12 protein-coding genes are annotated in these 17,535 nt (G+C 57.2%); 6 read left to right on the forward strand and 6 right to left on the reverse strand.

Going from position 1 to position 17,535, the window contains the following annotated elements:
• Positions 1–8 precede the first annotated feature (8 nt).
• Together AC2T9U_RS00560 and AC2T9U_RS00565 are read right to left on the reverse strand one after the other, a co-directional pair.
• Positions 9–1,622 (reverse strand): MFS transporter, encoded by a 1,614-nt coding sequence (locus AC2T9U_RS00560; protein ID WP_493696271.1) that lies wholly within the window; start codon positions 1,620–1,622, stop codon positions 9–11.
• A 305-nt stretch (positions 1,623–1,927) separates the two neighbouring features.
• On the reverse strand, positions 1,928–2,671 hold the full coding sequence (locus AC2T9U_RS00565) for a GntR family transcriptional regulator (protein ID WP_493696272.1): 744 nt from the start codon (positions 2,669–2,671) through the stop codon (positions 1,928–1,930).
• A gap of 254 nt (positions 2,672–2,925) precedes the next feature.
• Between AC2T9U_RS00565 and AC2T9U_RS00570 the strand changes: the two genes are divergently transcribed.
• From AC2T9U_RS00570 to AC2T9U_RS00585, 4 genes are all read left to right on the forward strand, one after another.
• Positions 2,926–3,921, forward strand: a complete 996-nt coding sequence (locus tag AC2T9U_RS00570; protein WP_208304090.1) for a sugar ABC transporter substrate-binding protein — start codon at positions 2,926–2,928, stop codon at positions 3,919–3,921.
• On the forward strand, positions 3,918–4,967 hold the full coding sequence (locus AC2T9U_RS00575; RefSeq protein ID WP_493696273.1) for an ABC transporter permease: 1,050 nt from the start codon (positions 3,918–3,920) through the stop codon (positions 4,965–4,967). The genes AC2T9U_RS00570 and AC2T9U_RS00575 overlap by 4 nt, the downstream gene beginning before the upstream one ends.
• On the forward strand, positions 4,964–5,746 hold the full coding sequence (locus AC2T9U_RS00580) for an ATP-binding cassette domain-containing protein (RefSeq protein WP_115031798.1): 783 nt from the start codon (positions 4,964–4,966) through the stop codon (positions 5,744–5,746). The genes AC2T9U_RS00575 and AC2T9U_RS00580 overlap by 4 nt, the downstream gene beginning before the upstream one ends.
• 888 nt (positions 5,747–6,634) lie before the next feature.
• Complete coding sequence (locus AC2T9U_RS00585) at positions 6,635–6,835, forward strand: hypothetical protein (RefSeq protein ID WP_493696274.1); 201 nt, start codon at positions 6,635–6,637, stop codon at positions 6,833–6,835.
• A 619-nt stretch (positions 6,836–7,454) separates the two neighbouring features.
• On the opposite strand, the gene AC2T9U_RS00590 is transcribed toward AC2T9U_RS00585, so the two are convergent.
• Positions 7,455–10,709: a DEAD/DEAH box helicase gene (locus AC2T9U_RS00590; RefSeq protein WP_493696275.1), complete on the reverse strand. Its 3,255-nt coding sequence runs from the start codon at positions 10,707–10,709 to the stop codon at positions 7,455–7,457.
• A gap of 16 nt (positions 10,710–10,725) precedes the next feature.
• On the opposite strand from AC2T9U_RS00590, the gene AC2T9U_RS00595 reads away from it, so the two are divergent.
• Entirely contained in the window at positions 10,726–11,406 is a 681-nt protein-coding gene (locus AC2T9U_RS00595; RefSeq protein ID WP_493696276.1) for a hypothetical protein, read from the forward strand.
• 545 nt (positions 11,407–11,951) lie between these two features.
• On the opposite strand, the gene AC2T9U_RS00600 is transcribed toward AC2T9U_RS00595, so the two are convergent.
• Positions 11,952–13,424, reverse strand: coding sequence for an NAD-dependent succinate-semialdehyde dehydrogenase (locus tag AC2T9U_RS00600; protein WP_493696277.1), 1,473 nt, complete (start codon positions 13,422–13,424; stop codon positions 11,952–11,954).
• 277 nt (positions 13,425–13,701) lie between these two features.
• On the opposite strand from AC2T9U_RS00600, the gene AC2T9U_RS00605 reads away from it, so the two are divergent.
• A complete protein-coding gene (locus AC2T9U_RS00605) occupies positions 13,702–15,558 on the forward strand; it encodes a VWA domain-containing protein (RefSeq protein WP_208304081.1) in 1,857 nt (618 codons plus the stop codon).
• 37 nt (positions 15,559–15,595) lie between these two features.
• Here AC2T9U_RS00605 and nagA read toward each other — a convergent pair whose 3' ends face one another.
• Positions 15,596–16,765 (reverse strand): N-acetylglucosamine-6-phosphate deacetylase, encoded by a 1,170-nt coding sequence (gene nagA / locus AC2T9U_RS00610; RefSeq protein ID WP_493696278.1) that lies wholly within the window; start codon positions 16,763–16,765, stop codon positions 15,596–15,598.
• Positions 16,750–17,535 (reverse strand): glucosamine-6-phosphate deaminase, encoded by a 786-nt coding sequence (nagB, locus tag AC2T9U_RS00615; RefSeq protein WP_115031783.1) that lies wholly within the window; start codon positions 17,533–17,535, stop codon positions 16,750–16,752. The genes nagA and nagB overlap by 16 nt, the downstream gene beginning before the upstream one ends.

The raw sequence follows: 17,535 nt of genomic DNA on the forward strand, positions 1-17,535 counted from the left end.
GAACGTGTTCAGGCGTGTGCGGGCGGTTTTTCGTTGACGATTTCTCGGGAGAGCAGCATGTTTGTTTGCGCTGTTTCGAAATCTGCTCGGTCGGTGGGGCGTATGGCTTCGGGGGCGAAAAGTTTTTGCAACTGGTAGGGGAAGTTGAAGGCGATCATGGCGATGACGATTGCGGTGAACGTGAGGGACAAGATGCATAACGTCCAGCCCAGCCCCCATGCGGCGGGCAGTAACCCTCCGGAGCCGGTTTTTGGATCGCCGGCTAGGGCGATGCCGAGAACAGGTGCGATTGCTCCGCCGAGGGCACCGACGTTGTAGGAGAACCCGAGCCCTGCGGCGCGTTTGTCAACAGAGAAATAGTTGGCGATGAACTTGGGTAGTAGCCCAGCGATTCCTTGCCCGAACATTTGCTGCACGAAGATGAACACGCCGAGCAGCACGATCCACCAGAGCGAGGAATGCACCATGTCTCGGCTGATTAGAAACACTGGCAGGATCAACACTTCGGAGAACAGCAGCGAGCACCAGTAGGCCTTGCGGGTGCCGAACCGGTCTCCGAGGAATCCGGCCATGATGCAGCCTGCTGCGGCGCCGAAGGATGTGGCCGTGACCAGGTTTGATGCCACTTCTGTGCTCATTCCCAGGGCTTGTTTGTAGTAGGTGGGGAGCAGGGCTTGTAGGGGCCAGGAGTACATGAATGCGGCGAAAACGGTGAGCATCACGCCCACTCCGACCGGCCAGCGGCGCCCTTCGAACTGCACCATGTAGCTGATCATTACTGCTGCTACGAGTACCCATAGCAGTATTTGGATTCCGCCGGAAACGCTGTCTTTGAACAGGTAGAGCACTACGAGTGAGGAGAACGCTACGAGTGCTGCTGCGACGTTGGCGATGCTGCGACTGGTGGTGGTTGCGAACAGGATCGAGACCATGTCGGTGCGTTGAATTGTGTGGCCGGCGGCTTCTAGGCGTTCTTGTTCGGCGCGCATCTGGGCGTAGTCGCCGGCTTCGGGTAGTGCGCGGCGTAGCCACAGTGCTAAACTGATCGGGATGATCCCCAGCGCGAACAGGATGCGCCAGGCGTATGGTTCGGCGGGGGTTGCGCTGCATAGGTGTTCGATGAGGGCGTAGACCTGTGCGGTGATTCCGGCGCCGATGGAGAACCCGGAGATGAGGAATCCGGAGGCTTTGTTGCGTAGGTGGGTGGGCCAGGATTCGATGACGTAGGTGGCGCTGGAGCCGTATTCGCCGGCCATGCCCATGCCGATGCAGACGCGGGCAGCGAATATCACCCAGAACCAGGGGGCGATTGCGCATAGGACTGATCCTCCTGCGTAAAGGAGGATCGAGATGACCATGGCTTCTTTGCGGCCGAAGCGGTCTCCGACTGCTCCGAGTAGGAGGCCACCGAACCATCGGGCTATGAAGGCTGCTGATACCAAGGTCGCGGTCATTGCGGCGTTGACCTGGAATGTTGCGCCGATTTCTGTCAAGACCAGGGTGATCATGACGAAGTCGAATCCGTCTAGCAGGTATCCGACCCAGGCAGCCCAGAATGATTTCCATTGGGTGGGGGTGAGTTCAGTGCGCCACGAAGTGCTGGGCGCCGTTGCCGTAGTCATGTGGCTCCTATCTCGGTGTAGTGGAGGAACGGGGGAGCTCGCAGGGTGTGTGGTGGATGTGTCCGGGTGTGGTGGTTTCTTTCTGATGTGGTTGGTGGGTACTCCACACCCTAGATGTAGGACGTCCAATGTCTGGTGTGGAGTGTTCACGAGTGCGTGTTGTCACACGGGGTAAACCAGACCCGGTAATCCACCACTACCGAATAGCTTGAGGTGTTTGCTCTTCAAGGGGTTCTGTTTGGGTGTGGCGCAATTCATGCTGCTCGCGCCGGGTAAACGCCCTGAGTGTGACCGGGTGGGCTGGGTCAGCTTTCGTGGACGGTTTGGCCGAATGTGTATCGGTCAGCTCGGTACCGATGCTCCCCGTATTCCAGGGGGGTGCCGGTGGCGTCGAAACCAGTGCGAGCCATGGTTAAGACCGGGATGTGTGGGCCTTCTAGGCGTAGGTGGCGGCGTTCGTGTGCGGTGGCGGAGCGTGCGCCGATGGTTTGTTGGGCTACGCAAGGGCGTTGTCCGTGGCTGCGCAGCCACGCATAGAGGCTGCCGTGGTCGATTTCGGTGGCGGTCACCTCAGCGAAAGCCGGTGGGAGCCAGTTGCACAGGATCGCTAGGGGCTGGTTGTTCATGTAGCGCAAGCGTTCGATTTTCACTAGCCCGGTGTGCGAGGGCAGGTGGAGCGCTTCGGCAGCTGGTGGGTAGGTGGAGTCGGTGTCGAGGGTGAGCAGTTCGGTGCGGGGTTCGTGTCCGGCTTGGAGGAGATCGTCGTAGAGGCTGGTGAGCTCGCCGCGTCGGTGCGTGACTTGGTGAGCGACGGTGGTGCCGATGCCGCGGCGGCGTACGAGCAGGCCGCGAGTGACCATTTCGCAGATAGCTTGACGGACGGTGGGTCGGGACAGGTCGAGGCGGTGGGCGAGGTCGACCTCTTTCTCGATGGGGTCCCCAGGTCTGAGGGTGCCGTTGTGGATGGCGGCGGTGAGTTGGGTAGCGAGCTGTTGGTAGAGGGGAACGGTGCTGCTCCGGTCGATGTCAACGGGCAGTTCGCGGGTCACGTCTTCCAGGATAGGTGGCGTTGAGCGGGGGAGTGCGATGAATAAGGACCGTTCGCCAAGCTAGGTATCTATGTCTGGACATAATCATTCGGAAAGGGTTGCTTGTGCAGCGGTAGATCCCGTGTTTTCGGGTGAATTCGCAGCAGAATCAGTGATGTGTTGACTTTCATGTCAATACTTGAAGATTGGTACAGTCGCGGTGGTGCCGTTCGGTGCCTGCACAAACGACCGCACACAGGTCACGAAAGAGGGGGATGGGCGTGCAGCGTTCACGACGTGTCATGCTCTCGCTGAGCGCGTTATTCGCGGTGACCTTCGCGGTGGCGGGCTGTTCCGCCACAGGTGGGCGCCTCAATGCTGAACGCAACGCTCAAGTAGTGGGTGCAGCGCCCAAGTTCATGACGGTCGCGTTCATTAGTCACGCTGCTCCTGGGGACACGTTCTGGGATGTGGTGCGTAAAGGCGCTGAAGATGCAGCGGTTAAAGACGGCGTCGTCCTGGAATACACCTCAGATCCCAACGGCGCTAACCAAGCCAACCTGATACGGCAAGCCATCGATAAGAAAGTCGACGGTATCGCTGTCACTTTGGCGAAACCGGATGCGTTGAGTGCCCAGGTGAAAGCAGCCCGCGAGGCAGGGATCAGCGTGGTGGGGCTCAACGGCGGTCAGGAAGCGTGGAAGTCGGTGGGGGCGTTGTCGTTTTTTGGGCAGGATGACCGGGTTGCGGGTAAAGCGGCAGGTGAGCGGCTTGTAGCGGAGGGCGCGCAGAAAGCTCTATGCGTCGTCCATGAGCAAGGCAATGTTGGCCATGAGGCGCGCTGCGCAGGTGTGGCAGATGCTTTCCCCGCCACGGAGAAGTTGTATGTCGACGGCACGGACATGGCTGATGTGCAAACCAAGATCACTGCCAAGCTGCAGGAAGACCCATCTGTTACTCATGTGGTGGCGTTGGGGGCTCCGTTCGCGATCACTGCGTCGAAAGCGGTTCAGGATGCGGGTAGTTCGGCGGCCACGGTGACTTTCGATCTTTCTAAAGAAGCAGTCCGGCATATCAGGGATGGCTCTATCCGCTGGGCTGTTGATCAGCAGCCGTATTTGCAGGGCTATTTGGCCGTGGATGCGTTGTGGTTGAACAAAACGAACGGGAATGTCACTGGTGGTGGCCAGCCAGTGTTTACGGGCCCAGCGTTCGTGGACGCGAAAAACATTGACGCAGTTTCTCGCTATGTCGAGGCAGGTAAACGATGAGTGCTGGCGTGGTTTCTGTGGTTGAGGGGGCACGTGAGGATCGTGTCCGTGATCGTGGCTGGTTCCGGGGTGTGTTGGCGCGGCCGGAGGTGGGGTCGTTTTTCGGGCTGGCTGCGGTGTTTGTGTTGTTTTTCGCGGTGTCGCCGGCGTTCCGGAACATCGCGAATGTGGGCACGGTGCTGTATGCGGCTTCCACGATCGGGGTGGTTGCGGTGGGGGTGGCGTTCCTCATGATTGGTGGCGAGTTTGATTTGTCGACGGGGGTGGCTGCTACCACCTCGGGTCTGTCGGCGTCGTTGGGGGCGTGGTATTTCGGGTTGAACGTGTGGGTGGGGGTGGTGTTCGCGCTGCTTGTTTCTGTGGGGGTCGGTTACCTGAACGGGTGGCTGCTCACACGCACCGGGTTGCCGAGTTTCTTGGTGACGTTGGGGACTTTTTTCGCTTTGCAGGGCGTGAACCTTGGTGTTACTCGCTGGGTGACGGGTTCTGTTGCTTCTCCGACGATCTCTGACATGCAGGGCTGGGATAGCGCGCATGCCGTGTTTGCTAGCAGTGTGCAGGTGGGTCCGGTGACGGTTCGCGCGATCGTGGTGTATTGGGTGGTGTTGACGGCGGTGGCGTCGTGGGTGCTGCTGCGCACACGGGTGGGGAACTGGGTTTTCGCGGTGGGGGGTGATCCGGATGCGGCGCGGGCGATGGGGGTGCCGGTGCGGGCTGTGCAGGTGGGGTTGTTCATGTTTGTTGGTTTTTGTGCCTGGCTTCTCGGTATGCATTTGTTGTTTGAGTACCAGGTGGTGCAGTCCGGTGAGGGGGTTGGTAAGGAGTTCGTGTTCATCATTGCCGCGGTGGTGGGGGGCTGTTTGATGACTGGTGGGTATGGGTCTGTGGTGGGGGCGTTCACGGGTGCGTTGATTTTCGGTATGACCCAGCTGGGCATCAACTATGCGGGATGGAACCCTGATTGGTTCTCCAGTTTTCTTGGGGTGATGTTGCTTTTGGCGTGTGTGGTGAATTTGTACATTCGGCGGAGGGTGGCTGGGCGATGAGTGAGGTCGCTGCTGGTGCGCCGCTGTTGCGGTTGAGTGGGGTTGGTAAGTCGTACGGCAATGTTGATGCTCTTCGCGGCGTGGATCTGACTGTCCGGGCGGGGGAGGTGACGTGTGTTCTGGGTGATAACGGTGCCGGTAAGTCCACGTTGATCAAGATCATTGCGGGTCTTCATTCGCATACGTCGGGCACGTTTGAGGTGGAGGGTGTTTCGACGGTGTTTTCTTCGCCGCGTCAGGCGCATGCTGCTGGTATCGCGACTGTGTATCAGGATTTGGCGTTGGCGCCGTTGTTGAGTGTGTGGCGGAATTTTTTCCTTGGCCATGAGTTGACGCGGGGGTTTGGACGTCTTGATGTCGCGGCGATGAAGGAGGTGGCGGGGCGTGAGTTGCGCAGGATCGGGATCGATGTGCCTGATGTGGATCGTCCGGTGGGGGCGCTTTCTGGTGGGCAGCGGCAATGTATCGCTATCGCGCGGGCGGTGTTTTTCGGCGCGAAGGTGGTGGTGTTGGATGAGCCGACGGCTGCGTTGGGGGTGAAGCAGTCTGGTGTGGTGTTGCGGTATATCGACCGGATGCGCAGGGACGGTATTGGGGTGGTGTTTATTACGCATAACCCGCAGCATGCTTATTTGGTGGGTGATCATTTCGTGGTGCTCACGCTGGGCAGGGTTGCGTTGGCAGCTGACCGCGCCGATATCACCGTTGATGAGCTCACCACACACATGGCTGGCGGGACCGAGCTCGCTGACCTCGCAGCAGAACTCACCCGCCCCTAACCGCATCCGCAACAACTGTTTGCGTTAGCCACACAAAAACTAAATATTATTTTGGGATTCTCGGTTTGGATTTATAGTCAGAATTTAATATAAATTCATTTGACTCCCGGGGGGATGGTGTCTTTTGTATAGGTGGGGTAATAAAAGAATGAGTTGAAAATCTTTTGTATCCGTTGAGGGGATAGTTAAAAAAGTTACTACCTCTCGCTTCCCCTACTTTTTTGCTTCGTTGATAAGCATGCTCTAGAGATATGCCGATTGAGCGGTGAAATGCTTTTCCCCGAACGGTAAAGAATATTGAAATCAGAGGGGATAGCCCGAGGGAGGTTATAAAGATCCTGAATCCGGGAGTCTTGTTTTCCAAGAGGAATCCTGTAATAATGCATAAAAAAGAAAAAGTAAAAAAGGGTGAGGAAAAAAAAGGAGGGCACCCTCTCTTTTCCGTCTTGGATTCTAGTGATCGTCCTACAGGTTATTTCTTTAATCCAGGCGAATTTAAATAGAAGCAACGATAGGCTTAAGAGGGGTAATGAGTACCAGTTTGCTATAAAATGACCAGTATCTATCTTGATGCCGACTGTGACAAGTGCTGAAGTGACAGTGGAGGTGGAAACGGGAATAAGAATAGGGGTCTTAGTAATCCAACTCATCCACCTCGATGAATAACTTGAGGCTGGCTGTGGAGACAAGGATTTCCTATAATTCTCCGATGCATTGAATAAATTTTTTCGACGGCATTCTTCTACTTCTTCTTTTAGTCTCTTGCTTCCCTTGGAGTATCGAACTAAGGATGCTAGGGTGCTGCAAAATATAACACCTCCGAGTGGAATGATCAGCTCCAGGCAGTAAGGATCAGAGGCGCTAGTCTCTGCATCTCGAGAAATGCGTATGGCTGGCCAGCATAAAGATGCCGATGAGACTAGTACAAGATACAAGAATTTGTCTAAAGCTATTTCTCTTGCCCTGTCTTCGTTTGTTAATGAATTAGAATTAGCGGTTTTCCTGTCATTTAAAGTATGTGCGACGAACAGTCCACAAGCAAGGGTGGCTGGAATGAATGGATATGTGATCGAGTCAAGTGGTATTTGAGATACTTTTAAAGACGAGTTAGTTTTCTTATCTTTGAAAATTTTTAAGTCTAGTGCTTCCAGCCATTCATTGAAGTTATGTAAAATATTGAAAGAGCCGTGCGGTAGCCATATAGTAATATGATATAAAAATAAGCTTACTATTACACATAGCAAGAAACTTTGGAATGCTACATAAAGGCAATCTTTAAAAATGCGAAAAACCTCAGGGTATATGCTTCCTGAGAAGGATTTTGGGTCAGTGGTTTTAATGTTGGGGAGGTGTTTCCCGAAGAAAAACTTCTCACGCGCGGAAATCAGGTCGGGGTGTTTTTTGACGATAGAAATCTCTTTGGTGTAATCATGATTTATCTATGGTAAGGGAGTTGGGGGCGTTTGAAGGTGGGTGGGAAGTATAAAATGAGGACTTCTGTTTATTCAGTTTTGGTGAGAGAGATAGAAAATTTTACTCCCCAGATCCAGTCGCAGGTTTCTCTAGCGGCTTTAGTGTGAGTTAGGCGCTTGATGTTGCTGTTGTCGATTCAAACCGTGAGTGTGTAGCGGCAAAAAACTACGAATCTCATCGACACGGTCGCAACCAGTAATGGGGGTGTGCCGCTTTGATCTCACTGTCCTTCGGGTTACTCCAGCCCCCACGGGTCTTGAGGCGTGGAAGACCGGCAGGGCAGGTAACTAGCCATGGTGGCCACGTGCGGCAACCCAGACCACGCGCGATGATCACCGACCACATACAGCCGGGTGGCCGCGCGGCTAGCAGCAACATTCACCAGATTCGGGGTCGCAGCAGCCCAATGACGCGCTCCCGGTTTAGAAGGATCACCGCCCAGCACAAACAGCACCGCCTGGGCTTCTTGCCCTTGCGCCGTGTGAACAGTCCCTGCACGCACGGGCTTGCCTAACCGGTCAGGAAACCGTCTAAGCGCCTCGGCCATGTCACGGAACGGCGAGATAACAATTATTTCGTCGGCAGGAATAGCAGCAGCCCCTGTAGGAGCAGCTCCATCCAACAAATCCCGCGTGAGTTGCTCAGCAATGGCCAGATCATCACGTAGCGCGTGCCCACTTCCAGCAGCGGCAGGCACATGCAGCCAACACGATTCAGGAAGTTCAGCGACCACTTCCTCACCATGTGCTAGCTGGTAGGAGCGGGACTGCTTTCCCTGAATCATCAGCCCCCCGTAAGCCACAGTGTTAGAGATCGTGAACATCGGTTCATCGCAGCGCCGGTGCACACGCAACGGAGTCCCTACCCACAGACGCTCATCCCCCGAACCAAGCCACGTCCCCCACGAATTACACCGATCCGCGACACCCTGAGCCGACGACAACGACGGCAAAGCACAATCCGGGACCTGATGAACACCAGCAATATTGGCCTCAGCCTTAGTAGGAAGCGTCACGATAGGGGTGAGCTGAAGCGGATCACCAACAACCAAAGCACGCTGGGCACGCCACAAAGCCCCAACAGCAGCTTGCGGTGTCGCCTGGCCAGCCTCGTCAATAAACACCCACCCCAACGACTCACTACCCACATGGCTAAACATCCGCCCAAAAGACGCAAAAGTGGTCGACACCACCGGCACCACCAGAAAGAACGTTTGCCAAGCAGCTAACACAGCACACGGATCAACATCTTCAGGAACATCTCCGCGGACAACATCCATCACCGCCCGCATCGACTGCACCAGCGACGCTTCACCTGCCTCACCAGTGGCGCACTGCTCAAACCACACACGATGCAGCCGCAAAGCAGCAAGAAAAACCTCACTACGAGCACGATTGAGCGCAGCTTCGCTCCACGGCGCAGTGAGCTCGCGGGAACGCTCATCCTCAAACCAGGCAGCATCGGGATACGCAGCCCCCCACCGGCGCCGGTCCCTATCAGTCACCACTGCCAGCTCTGCTATTTCTTCACGGCAACGCGCCTGGCGTTTTTGCGCCCCCACCACATCACTGTGTAGACGCACCAGGCGCTCGCGGGAATTGGTTGAGGCCTCCAGGGTGCGGGCGTGTGCTGTGGCTGCGGCTTCAGCAGCGATACGTAGCGGCGCTGCGCTTTGGTGCCAGGCTCGGCGTGCCGCACCGAAGGTAACCAGTGTTTTCCACCATCCGGGACGTGAACGTTGGTGTTCGGCTAGGTGGGCGTTGGCGTGGTCGAGCTGGGCTGTTGCGATGTCGTGTGCCCGCGTGGTTTCGCTGTGATGCTCAGTAGCGTAGTGATGGTGTTGGGTGAGCTCTGCTTCATGTTTTTCGAGCGTGTGCAGCTGCTGTTGTAGATCGAGGGTGCGCTTGATGCGCTTATCTGCGCAGCTGGCTTCATGGATAAGTTCGTCGACGCGTTCGAGGGCGTCGCGGAACGCGTGGACTGTTTCGTCCCAGGAGGCAGTGGGATTGCTGGCGGCATTTTCGAGGAAGTACCGGAAAGTGTTCGGTTCGTTTTCCCATTGGCGTTTGTTGGTCCAAAACGCGTCTGCGAAGGCTCTGCGGTTGCTGCGGTTGCCGAGCCGGGCAGCGATCATTCCCCAGGCATCGGTGTCGTTGTTGTTGCAGCGGCGGACATGGGTGGCGATGTCGCGTAAGTAGTCGGCATCTTTCCACGTCTCTGCGATGGAGTCGGTGGCGGGTAGCTCGTCGGAGATGTTTTCAACGGCTTTGTTGTTACTGGAGGTGACAACCATCTCGAAGCCGGTGAGTTCGGGGTGGATGAGGTGAACAATTCGGGTGTAGTCGCCGACTCTCCAGCGTTTCTTTTCGCCGGTGAATGCATCTCGTGGATGGTCCAGGGCTGCGAGTCGACGAGCCCGTTCGACAACGAGACCAGCGAAGACATCGCGCAGGAGGGTGGTTTTTCCGGTGCCTGGCGGTCCGTTGACTGAGCGCAGTGTGCGGGTGTTCTCGCGCAGGTCACGCAGGGAGAGGTTGACTGCTAATTGTTGGCTTGTTGCTAGGGAGTGTGCGGGGTTGGTCGGCCAGCGCCCGTAGGGCATTGCTGCAGGGCTGATTGCCGGGTAGGTCTTGTGGGGTGTGGTGACGGTATCGGTTCGGTGTGGTGGTTCGTGACCGGCAGCACCAGCGAGGTAGGTGGTCAGGGTGGGGGAGGCGGTTGCATTGTCGATTGCTGTTGCGGCGCGTGCGAGGTCTTCCAGAATGAAGCTGTTGAGAAAGTCGCTGGTGTAGTCGTCGTTATCGGGGTTGATGGCGCGGCTTTGGATGCGAGCGATGGTGGCCACGGGTAGGGGATCGCGGGTGGCTGGTTCGTGGATTTCTCCTGGCGGGGGAGCGAAGGTGTAAGAGCGAGGAAGTCCGGTAGCTGTGCGGGTGAGGCGGCCTAGGTTGAGGAGTAGCTCGGGGGTGATGAAGCGGCTGTCTTCGGGGTCGTGGGTGTCGAGTTCGACGAGTTCGGTGACTGTTTCGATGTATGTCTTGGGTGCTTTCGTGAATTCCGTGAACCAGTGATCGTGGCGGTGGGTTGAGCGCAGCGCTCGGCCCAATCCCCAGGCGGCACTGGATAGGACGATTGAGTCTGGAATTAGGCGGCCGTGTTCGTCGACGCTGAAGCAGGCGGCAGCGGATTGACCGAGGGGGCGCGCGTCGTGTGCTTCAGGGATGGGGGCGTAGATGTGGTCGAGGCATTCGTACATGGCCGTGAGGTCGTAGATCCATAGGTAGACCGTGTGGCGCCATACGTGGCCGGGTTTGATGTTTCGCCGTGCGAGGTAGCTTCCTGATTGCCAGGGCAGGGGCATTCCAGAGCGCCAGTTGATGGAGGGAAACATTTGGTCTGCTGGTGCTGCTTTTTTCACTGTTTGGGGTGAAAACAGCTCCATGTCTTGCCAGGCTTTGATGACCTGGTTCTGGCTGCGTGCCTGTGACATCGGTGTCCTCCATGACGTGGCTGCCGCTCACCTTATCGGGCAGCCCGGCAGGAGGTGTGGCCACTGTGTTGTTCCGCCAGGGGTAGGCGTTCATGTAGCGGAGGTTCTTAAAGGTTTAGGAGTAGCGAGCATCCCCGATCAGGCATGCTGTGACAGCATTTCTGGAAACCAATTAGCCAGGTTGAGTTTGCTGTGGCTGCTGCTTCGGCGTCCAGAAACACCGCTTCTCGACGAACCGACAAACCATCTTGATGACGGTGCGGTGGAGATACTCGCGCACACGTTGCGTGACTGGCCTGGCCCGGTCCTTCTGGCCAACCACGACAGGTGGTTCCTTGATACAGAAATCTCACACTTGATCGACCTCGATACCCGCCCTGAGAAACATGCGGCTAGAACAGAAAACCACGGCATTACTGGAGTGTGTAAATTTTCTGGAATGTATTCAGAATATGTCGCTCAGCTGGATCTAGAGAGACAACGATGGCAGGAGCAATTCCAGCGAGAACAAAACGAACTCAAACGTCGACGTTCCAGAGTTCACTCAGATCACAGTGTGGGGCATGAGGGGTGCGGCCCTCGCTCTGAAGTGAGGAAATCCAAAAAGTTCTACGCATACCGCAACGCCACTGTTGTTTCACGCAGGGTGAATGATGCGCGTACCGCGTTGCAACGTCTCGATAAAGAAAAAGGATGAAACCATCCCAGCGGCTCAAATTCGCAGGAATACCAGGTGAGAAAAACAAGAAAACTCCAGGATGTCCCGTAAGTGTTAATGCGATAGCTGTGGATGGCAGAATCAAGTCAACAACATTCTGCCTATCGCAGGTGAATCTCTCCTCAAAGAAAGAAAAAATAGATCAGGGGAAAGATTACTTCTCGAAGTGTCTGTGGAACAATCAGCTCGCCAAAAACAATTTCGATTCCCGCTGAGGCCCCCGTCGCGCTCCTCTATTAAGTTGCGCTCCTCTATTAAGAAGTACACCTCACCAGCTCCACTGCCAGGGAACCTGCATCGATGCCTAGGTGAAGAAACAGCTACAAAAACACCACGAGAACACTTCGGGTTACTAATCGGCTTCTGCTTCGACAAAAATCACAGGCCTAAGTATCGGCCAGAAAAGAAAAACCTTTCGAAACATTCGAAGGAACACTCATCGTCGCTTCACATGACCGGTGGCTCAGAGAACGATGGAATATCCAAAAACTACGTCTCTGAGCACACCGTCAGAAAAAACCGATTCAGCCTGCGTGTGGATCATTCAGCGACAAATAAATAGTCTCCAAATACTCCTCAATCCCCTCACCGCCACCCTCTCGGCCTAAACCAGCCTGCTTCACCCCACCGAACGGTGCCGCCGCATCAGAAAGCACACCTCGGTTAACGCCAATCATCCCCACCTCCAACACATCACCCATCCGCAACACCCGATCCATGTCCCGGGTAAACACATACCCGGCCAACCCCACCTCAGAACGGTTCGCGATCTCCAACGCCTCCGCCTCATCCGAGAACGACACCACCGGAGCCACCGGGCCAAAAATCTCCTCACCCACAATTGCCGCATCCTTACCCACCCCCGACAGCACCGTCGGCGCATAAAACCAGCCAGCACCCTCTACTTGCTTACCGCCAGTCAACACCGACGCGCCTTCAGCAATAGCAGCATCCACCAATGACGCCACCCCCGCACGCGCCCCCTCAGAAACCAGTGGCCCCACATCGGTGCCATCAGCCAACCCATCACCCACCCGCAACTGACTAAACGCCTCCGCCAACCGAGACGCGAACTCATCCGCTATCGACTCATGCACGATGAACCGGTTCGCTGCCGTGCACGCCTCACCCATATTGCGCAGCTTGGCCGCTGTAGCCGCCTCCACCGCTACATCAAGATCAGCATCCTCAAACACAATGAACGGCGCATTTCCACCCAACTCCATCGACGTCCGCAGCACCCCCTGCGCCGCCTGCTTCAACAACGTCCGCCCCACACCCGTCGAACCTGTAAATGACAACTTCCGCAACCGAGGATCAGCAATCAACGCATCCGTCACATCGTGATCCACACTCGTCACCACATTCACCACCCCCGCAGGCAACCCACAATCAGCCAACACCTTCGCAAACAACAACGTCGTCAACGGCGTCAACGTCGCCGGACGCAACACCACCGTGCACCCCGCCGCCAACGCAGGAGCCACCTTCCTCGTCGCCATCGCCAACGGGAAATTCCACGGAGTAATCAACAAGCACGGACCCACAGGACGTTTCGTCACTAAATGACGCATCGCCCCACCCGGAGAAGGACGATACGACCCACTCACCCGCGGAGCCTCCTCAGAAAACCACCGCAAAAATTCCGCCCCATACGCAACCTCACCCCGGGCCTCCGCCAGCGGCTTGCCCATCTCCAATGTCATCAACCGCGCGAAATCATCAGCCCGAGCAGTTACCGCCTCAAAAGCCCGCCGCAACAACTCACCACGGTCCCGAGGCGAGGTCCGCGCCCACGCAGCCGCCGCATCCACCGCCGCATCCAACGCTTCAACACCCTGTGCCACATCACAGTTGGCTACCTGCGCCAGCACCTCACCCGTCGCTGGGTTTTCTACATCCACCACACCCCGCGCTCCCTCACGCCACGAACCACCCACAAAAATGCCACGAGGTAGATCTGCAGGAAGAGAACGATCAACCAACTGAGTAGACATACGCGTAACGCCTCCGAGACCGGTGGCGGACGAAAACCTGGTTACGGGCATCGCCGCTCGTCCGCGCTCGACGAGGCCCATCCTTCCCCGCGAGCGTAGCCACTGAACCTCCTAAAGAACGCCTGAACCGCCCACGCCCCAAAGAAAAACACCTGGCCAGCAGATTTGTGTCTCTCGTGGTTGAAATACCCACACCTGACATGCAAGGCACAATGTCACGACGACCAGGCCAAGGGCAGCTACCTGGCCCGGCAGCAGATCGCACAAAGGACTAATTGTGGAAAACGACGGGACCGCTCCAGAGGGCACGGCTAAACAAACACGTGCCTCCAGAAGGCGCGCCAGCGGAGACACACCCAGCCGCAGCGGACGCCGACGAACCCGTCGTAACGACACCTCACCCACGCGCGGAGCCACCGAACTCACCTCGAACACTGCGACGAACAGCAGCAAAGCCCGCTTGTGGCTTCCCATGACCGCTTTCGTCGTCGCGCTCTGTCTGCTCGCTGGTCTGTCCACCTTCATCACTCTCAGAAGCGAATCGAACACTGCTGCTTTCGCTTCCTCTAAACCTGGGTGCGCCCGGCCACCAGCAGTCAAGGTGAGTGTTCCTCCCACCCTCGAACCCCTGGTACAGGCTGCGATTGATGAGGTCACCCCCAACACCTGCGCCAAATTTGAACTCACTGCCGAAACTGACGACGTCGTTCTAGCCTCTATCAAAGACCCAGGTAAACGACCTGCCTTGTGGCTTTCTGCAGCAGACACCCAAGTTGAACGCGCCCGTAGCCAAAACCCCAGCATCAACATGAATGCCTCGGACGTGCTCTACACCTCGCCCATCATCGTCGCTACCCCCAAAGAACGCGCCGCCCAAACCAAAAACGAAATCACCTGGAAAGCGCTGTTCGAACACCCCAAAGAACTCGCGCTGCCCAACCCTGAATCCCACGCCGCTGGCCTCCTAGGGTTGCTGTCCGCAGCCGCTTCTATCGGCATCCAGCCCCTGGAGCACCCCACCACTGGTCCGCGCACGATCGCTCTCTTCCAGGCATCGCAGCCCGGCAACGTGCATCCAGCCGAACTGCCCACCAAAGCACCTGAATGGGGACAGGGCCTTTTCGTCACCTCAGAGCAAGCTTTCGCTGCCTACGCCAAAGAACACGCCGATTCCCCACTCGTTGCGTTGGCGCCCGAAGGTGGCTCCGTCTTCCTCAGCTACCGGGCTGTCACCATGCCCACCACCGACCCCAACACTGCTCACGCAACAGATGCTCTTATCCAAGCGCTGAGCAGCGAGGCAGGTCAGAAGCGTGCCACCGATGCTGGGTTCCGTAACGAAGAAGGCAAGGACGCCCCAGAGGTCCCTGCACCCGATGGCCCCACCCGCCTCAAAACTGACCGGATGGACCAGCCCTCCACCGAACACATCCGCAGCATCCTTACCCAATGGATGTCAGTCGCCCACGGCATGCGCTTGATCACCCTTGTAGATACCTCCCAGTCAATGGGAACCGTTGACGGCACTGCCGCAGCCGGTGGCGCCCCTGGCGCAGGCCCAGGTAACCGCATCACCCACGCTGCCGGGTCAGCGGCGAATGGTCTAGCTGGTCTGCCCAGCAACAACGACGTCGGTTTGTGGGAGTTCTCCCAAAACCCAGCCAAGCCAGGCAACTGGCGAGAAGTTGTTCCCTTTGGGCCGCTCGGTGATGAAAAAAGTGATCAGCGCGGCAAACTCAAAGCAGCCGCACAAAGCATCCCTGGAGCAGTAGGCGGCAACACCCCGCTCTTCGACACATTGCTCGATGCCGTCCTGAAGCTACAAGAGGGCTACGACCCCAAACGCATGAATGTTGTCCTGGTACTCACTGACGGAAAAAACGACTCACCAGATTCGATGAACCTTTCTGGTCTGTCCAAAACGTTGCAGCGCATGACCAACAACGGTCGTCGTATTTCGGTGGCTGCAGTCGGAATCGGTAAGGACGTCGATCAGGGATCTTTGAAGAAGATCGCCGAAGTCACCAACGGAGCGTTCTACTACGCCGAAAAACCTGAGGACGTTGACCCGATGGTGGCCAAAGCTCTCCTGGACTTCTCGCCAACCGCGAAGGCGGGCAACCCACTGCCCTGACCGGCAATGGGCACATGCTGCTAGTGCATGCGGGTGCTCAGCTCGACAGCCACGCACCCGCATGCATGACATCGATAACGTTGCACTGCTCATCCAGCGCAACGAGGTCAGCACGGTCACCCACGCGTAGCGCTGCCACCTCGACACCGTGCGCCTGCGCCGGTGTCACAGCAGTCTGCTGCACCGCAGCAACTAACGCGTCATCTTCTCGCAAACCGCCATGAGTGATCGCAAATCGGAACAGACCATCCATCGTGGCGGTGCTGCCCGCAATTGTTTCGGTGCCAGCGACTTTCGCTACTTTGTCCACCACATCAACATCGAGTGTTCCCAGCCCGTACCTGCCATCAGGCATGCCTGCTGCGGCCATTGCGTCAGTGACCAACGCGACCCGGTGCGCGCCCACAGAACGAACCACATCCGTGTACACGGCAGGGTGTACGTGTACCCCATCCGCAATAAGCTCAACCGTTACCCGAGCATCTCCAGTCAAAGCAATCACCGGACCTGGTTCTCGGTGATGCACACCCCGCATCGCATTGAACAGATGCGTTCCCACCCTGGCACCGGACTCAATCGCTGCACATGTCACGTCATAGGTCGCATCCGTATGCCCCACCGCCACCGCCACTCCAGCCTGCGCGAAACGACGCACTGCATCGAAACCACCAGGCAACTCCGGAGCAAGCGTCACCATCGCGATAGTGCCATTCGCCGCCTCAAGCAGTGCATCAATCTCCTCAAGACTGGGATGACGAACCGCTGTCGGGTCATGGGCACCCAACCGACACGGTGACATCCACGGCCCCTCCAAATGGATACCCAAGAGCCGACCAGCCTCCACATGCGGCCGCAACGCCATCACCTGAGTCATCAACGCTTCCGGTGACGCTGATACCAGCGACGCCATCATCCGTGTCGTCCCGTGGGCACGGTGACACGCCAAAGCAGATAAGACCGCTGGGTCATCTTCTGCAGCAGTCGCATCTGTGAAAGCCCCACCGCCCCCGCCGTGGCAATGCGTATCGACAAAACCGGGAACGATAACGGCAGAGGGGAAATTCTGATCAGCTGGCCGTGGAGGCGCCCCGGCACCTACCGCAACCACACGCTCGGTCTCTACTTCAACCCACCCCGGACGCAACACATCCGTGCCAGAGACAACCGCTCCGGCAGAAATCACACACGACATCAGATCCCCTGCCACGAAGGCTTATTTGTCCACGTTTGCCGGTAATAGTCCGATCGATCCAGCAGGCTTGCCGCTGCCTCATCCAAAAGCACTGTCACATGAGGGTGATGCTGAAGAACAGTGGCTGGCCATGAAGCGCTCACTGCGCCTTCAATCATGTGATGCACGGCTTCAGCTTTGCCGCTGCCTGAAGCCACCAAAATGATGTGCCGTGCCTGCATGATGGTGCCCAAACCCTGGGTGAGACAGTGTGTCGGCACGGCGTTCACGTCATTGTTGAAGAACCGCGCGTTATCGATGCGGGTCTGCTCCGTCAACGTTTTGATGCGTGTACGTGACGCTAGAGAGGATCCGGGCTCGTTGAACCCGATGTGACCGTCGGTGCCGATCCCGAGGAACTGCAGATCAATACCCCCAGCTTGCTCGATCGCCCGCTCGTAAGCGAGGCACGCAGCGGGTATGTCGTTTGTGAGTCCGTCAGGACCGGCGACCGCGTCGGCGGCGAAATCGACTCTTCCGGTGAACATGTTCTCGATCACCGTGCGATACCGCTGCTGATGACCGACAGGCAGGCCGACATATTCGTCCAGCGTGAACGCGCGCGCTTGAGCGAAACTGACCGTACCGGCCTGAAAACGAGTCACGATCTCGTCATAGATGGGCTGCGGGGAACTCCCGGTAGCCAGCCCGAAAACAGCTGTAGGAGAACGGTCTAGTAGTGCTTGTACAGCATCTGCTGCTACCTGACCGATTTGCTCGGCGCTTTCCAGGATGACAACTTCCAT

It is taken from the genome of Dermatophilus sp. B7861-1 (assembly GCF_058996045.1).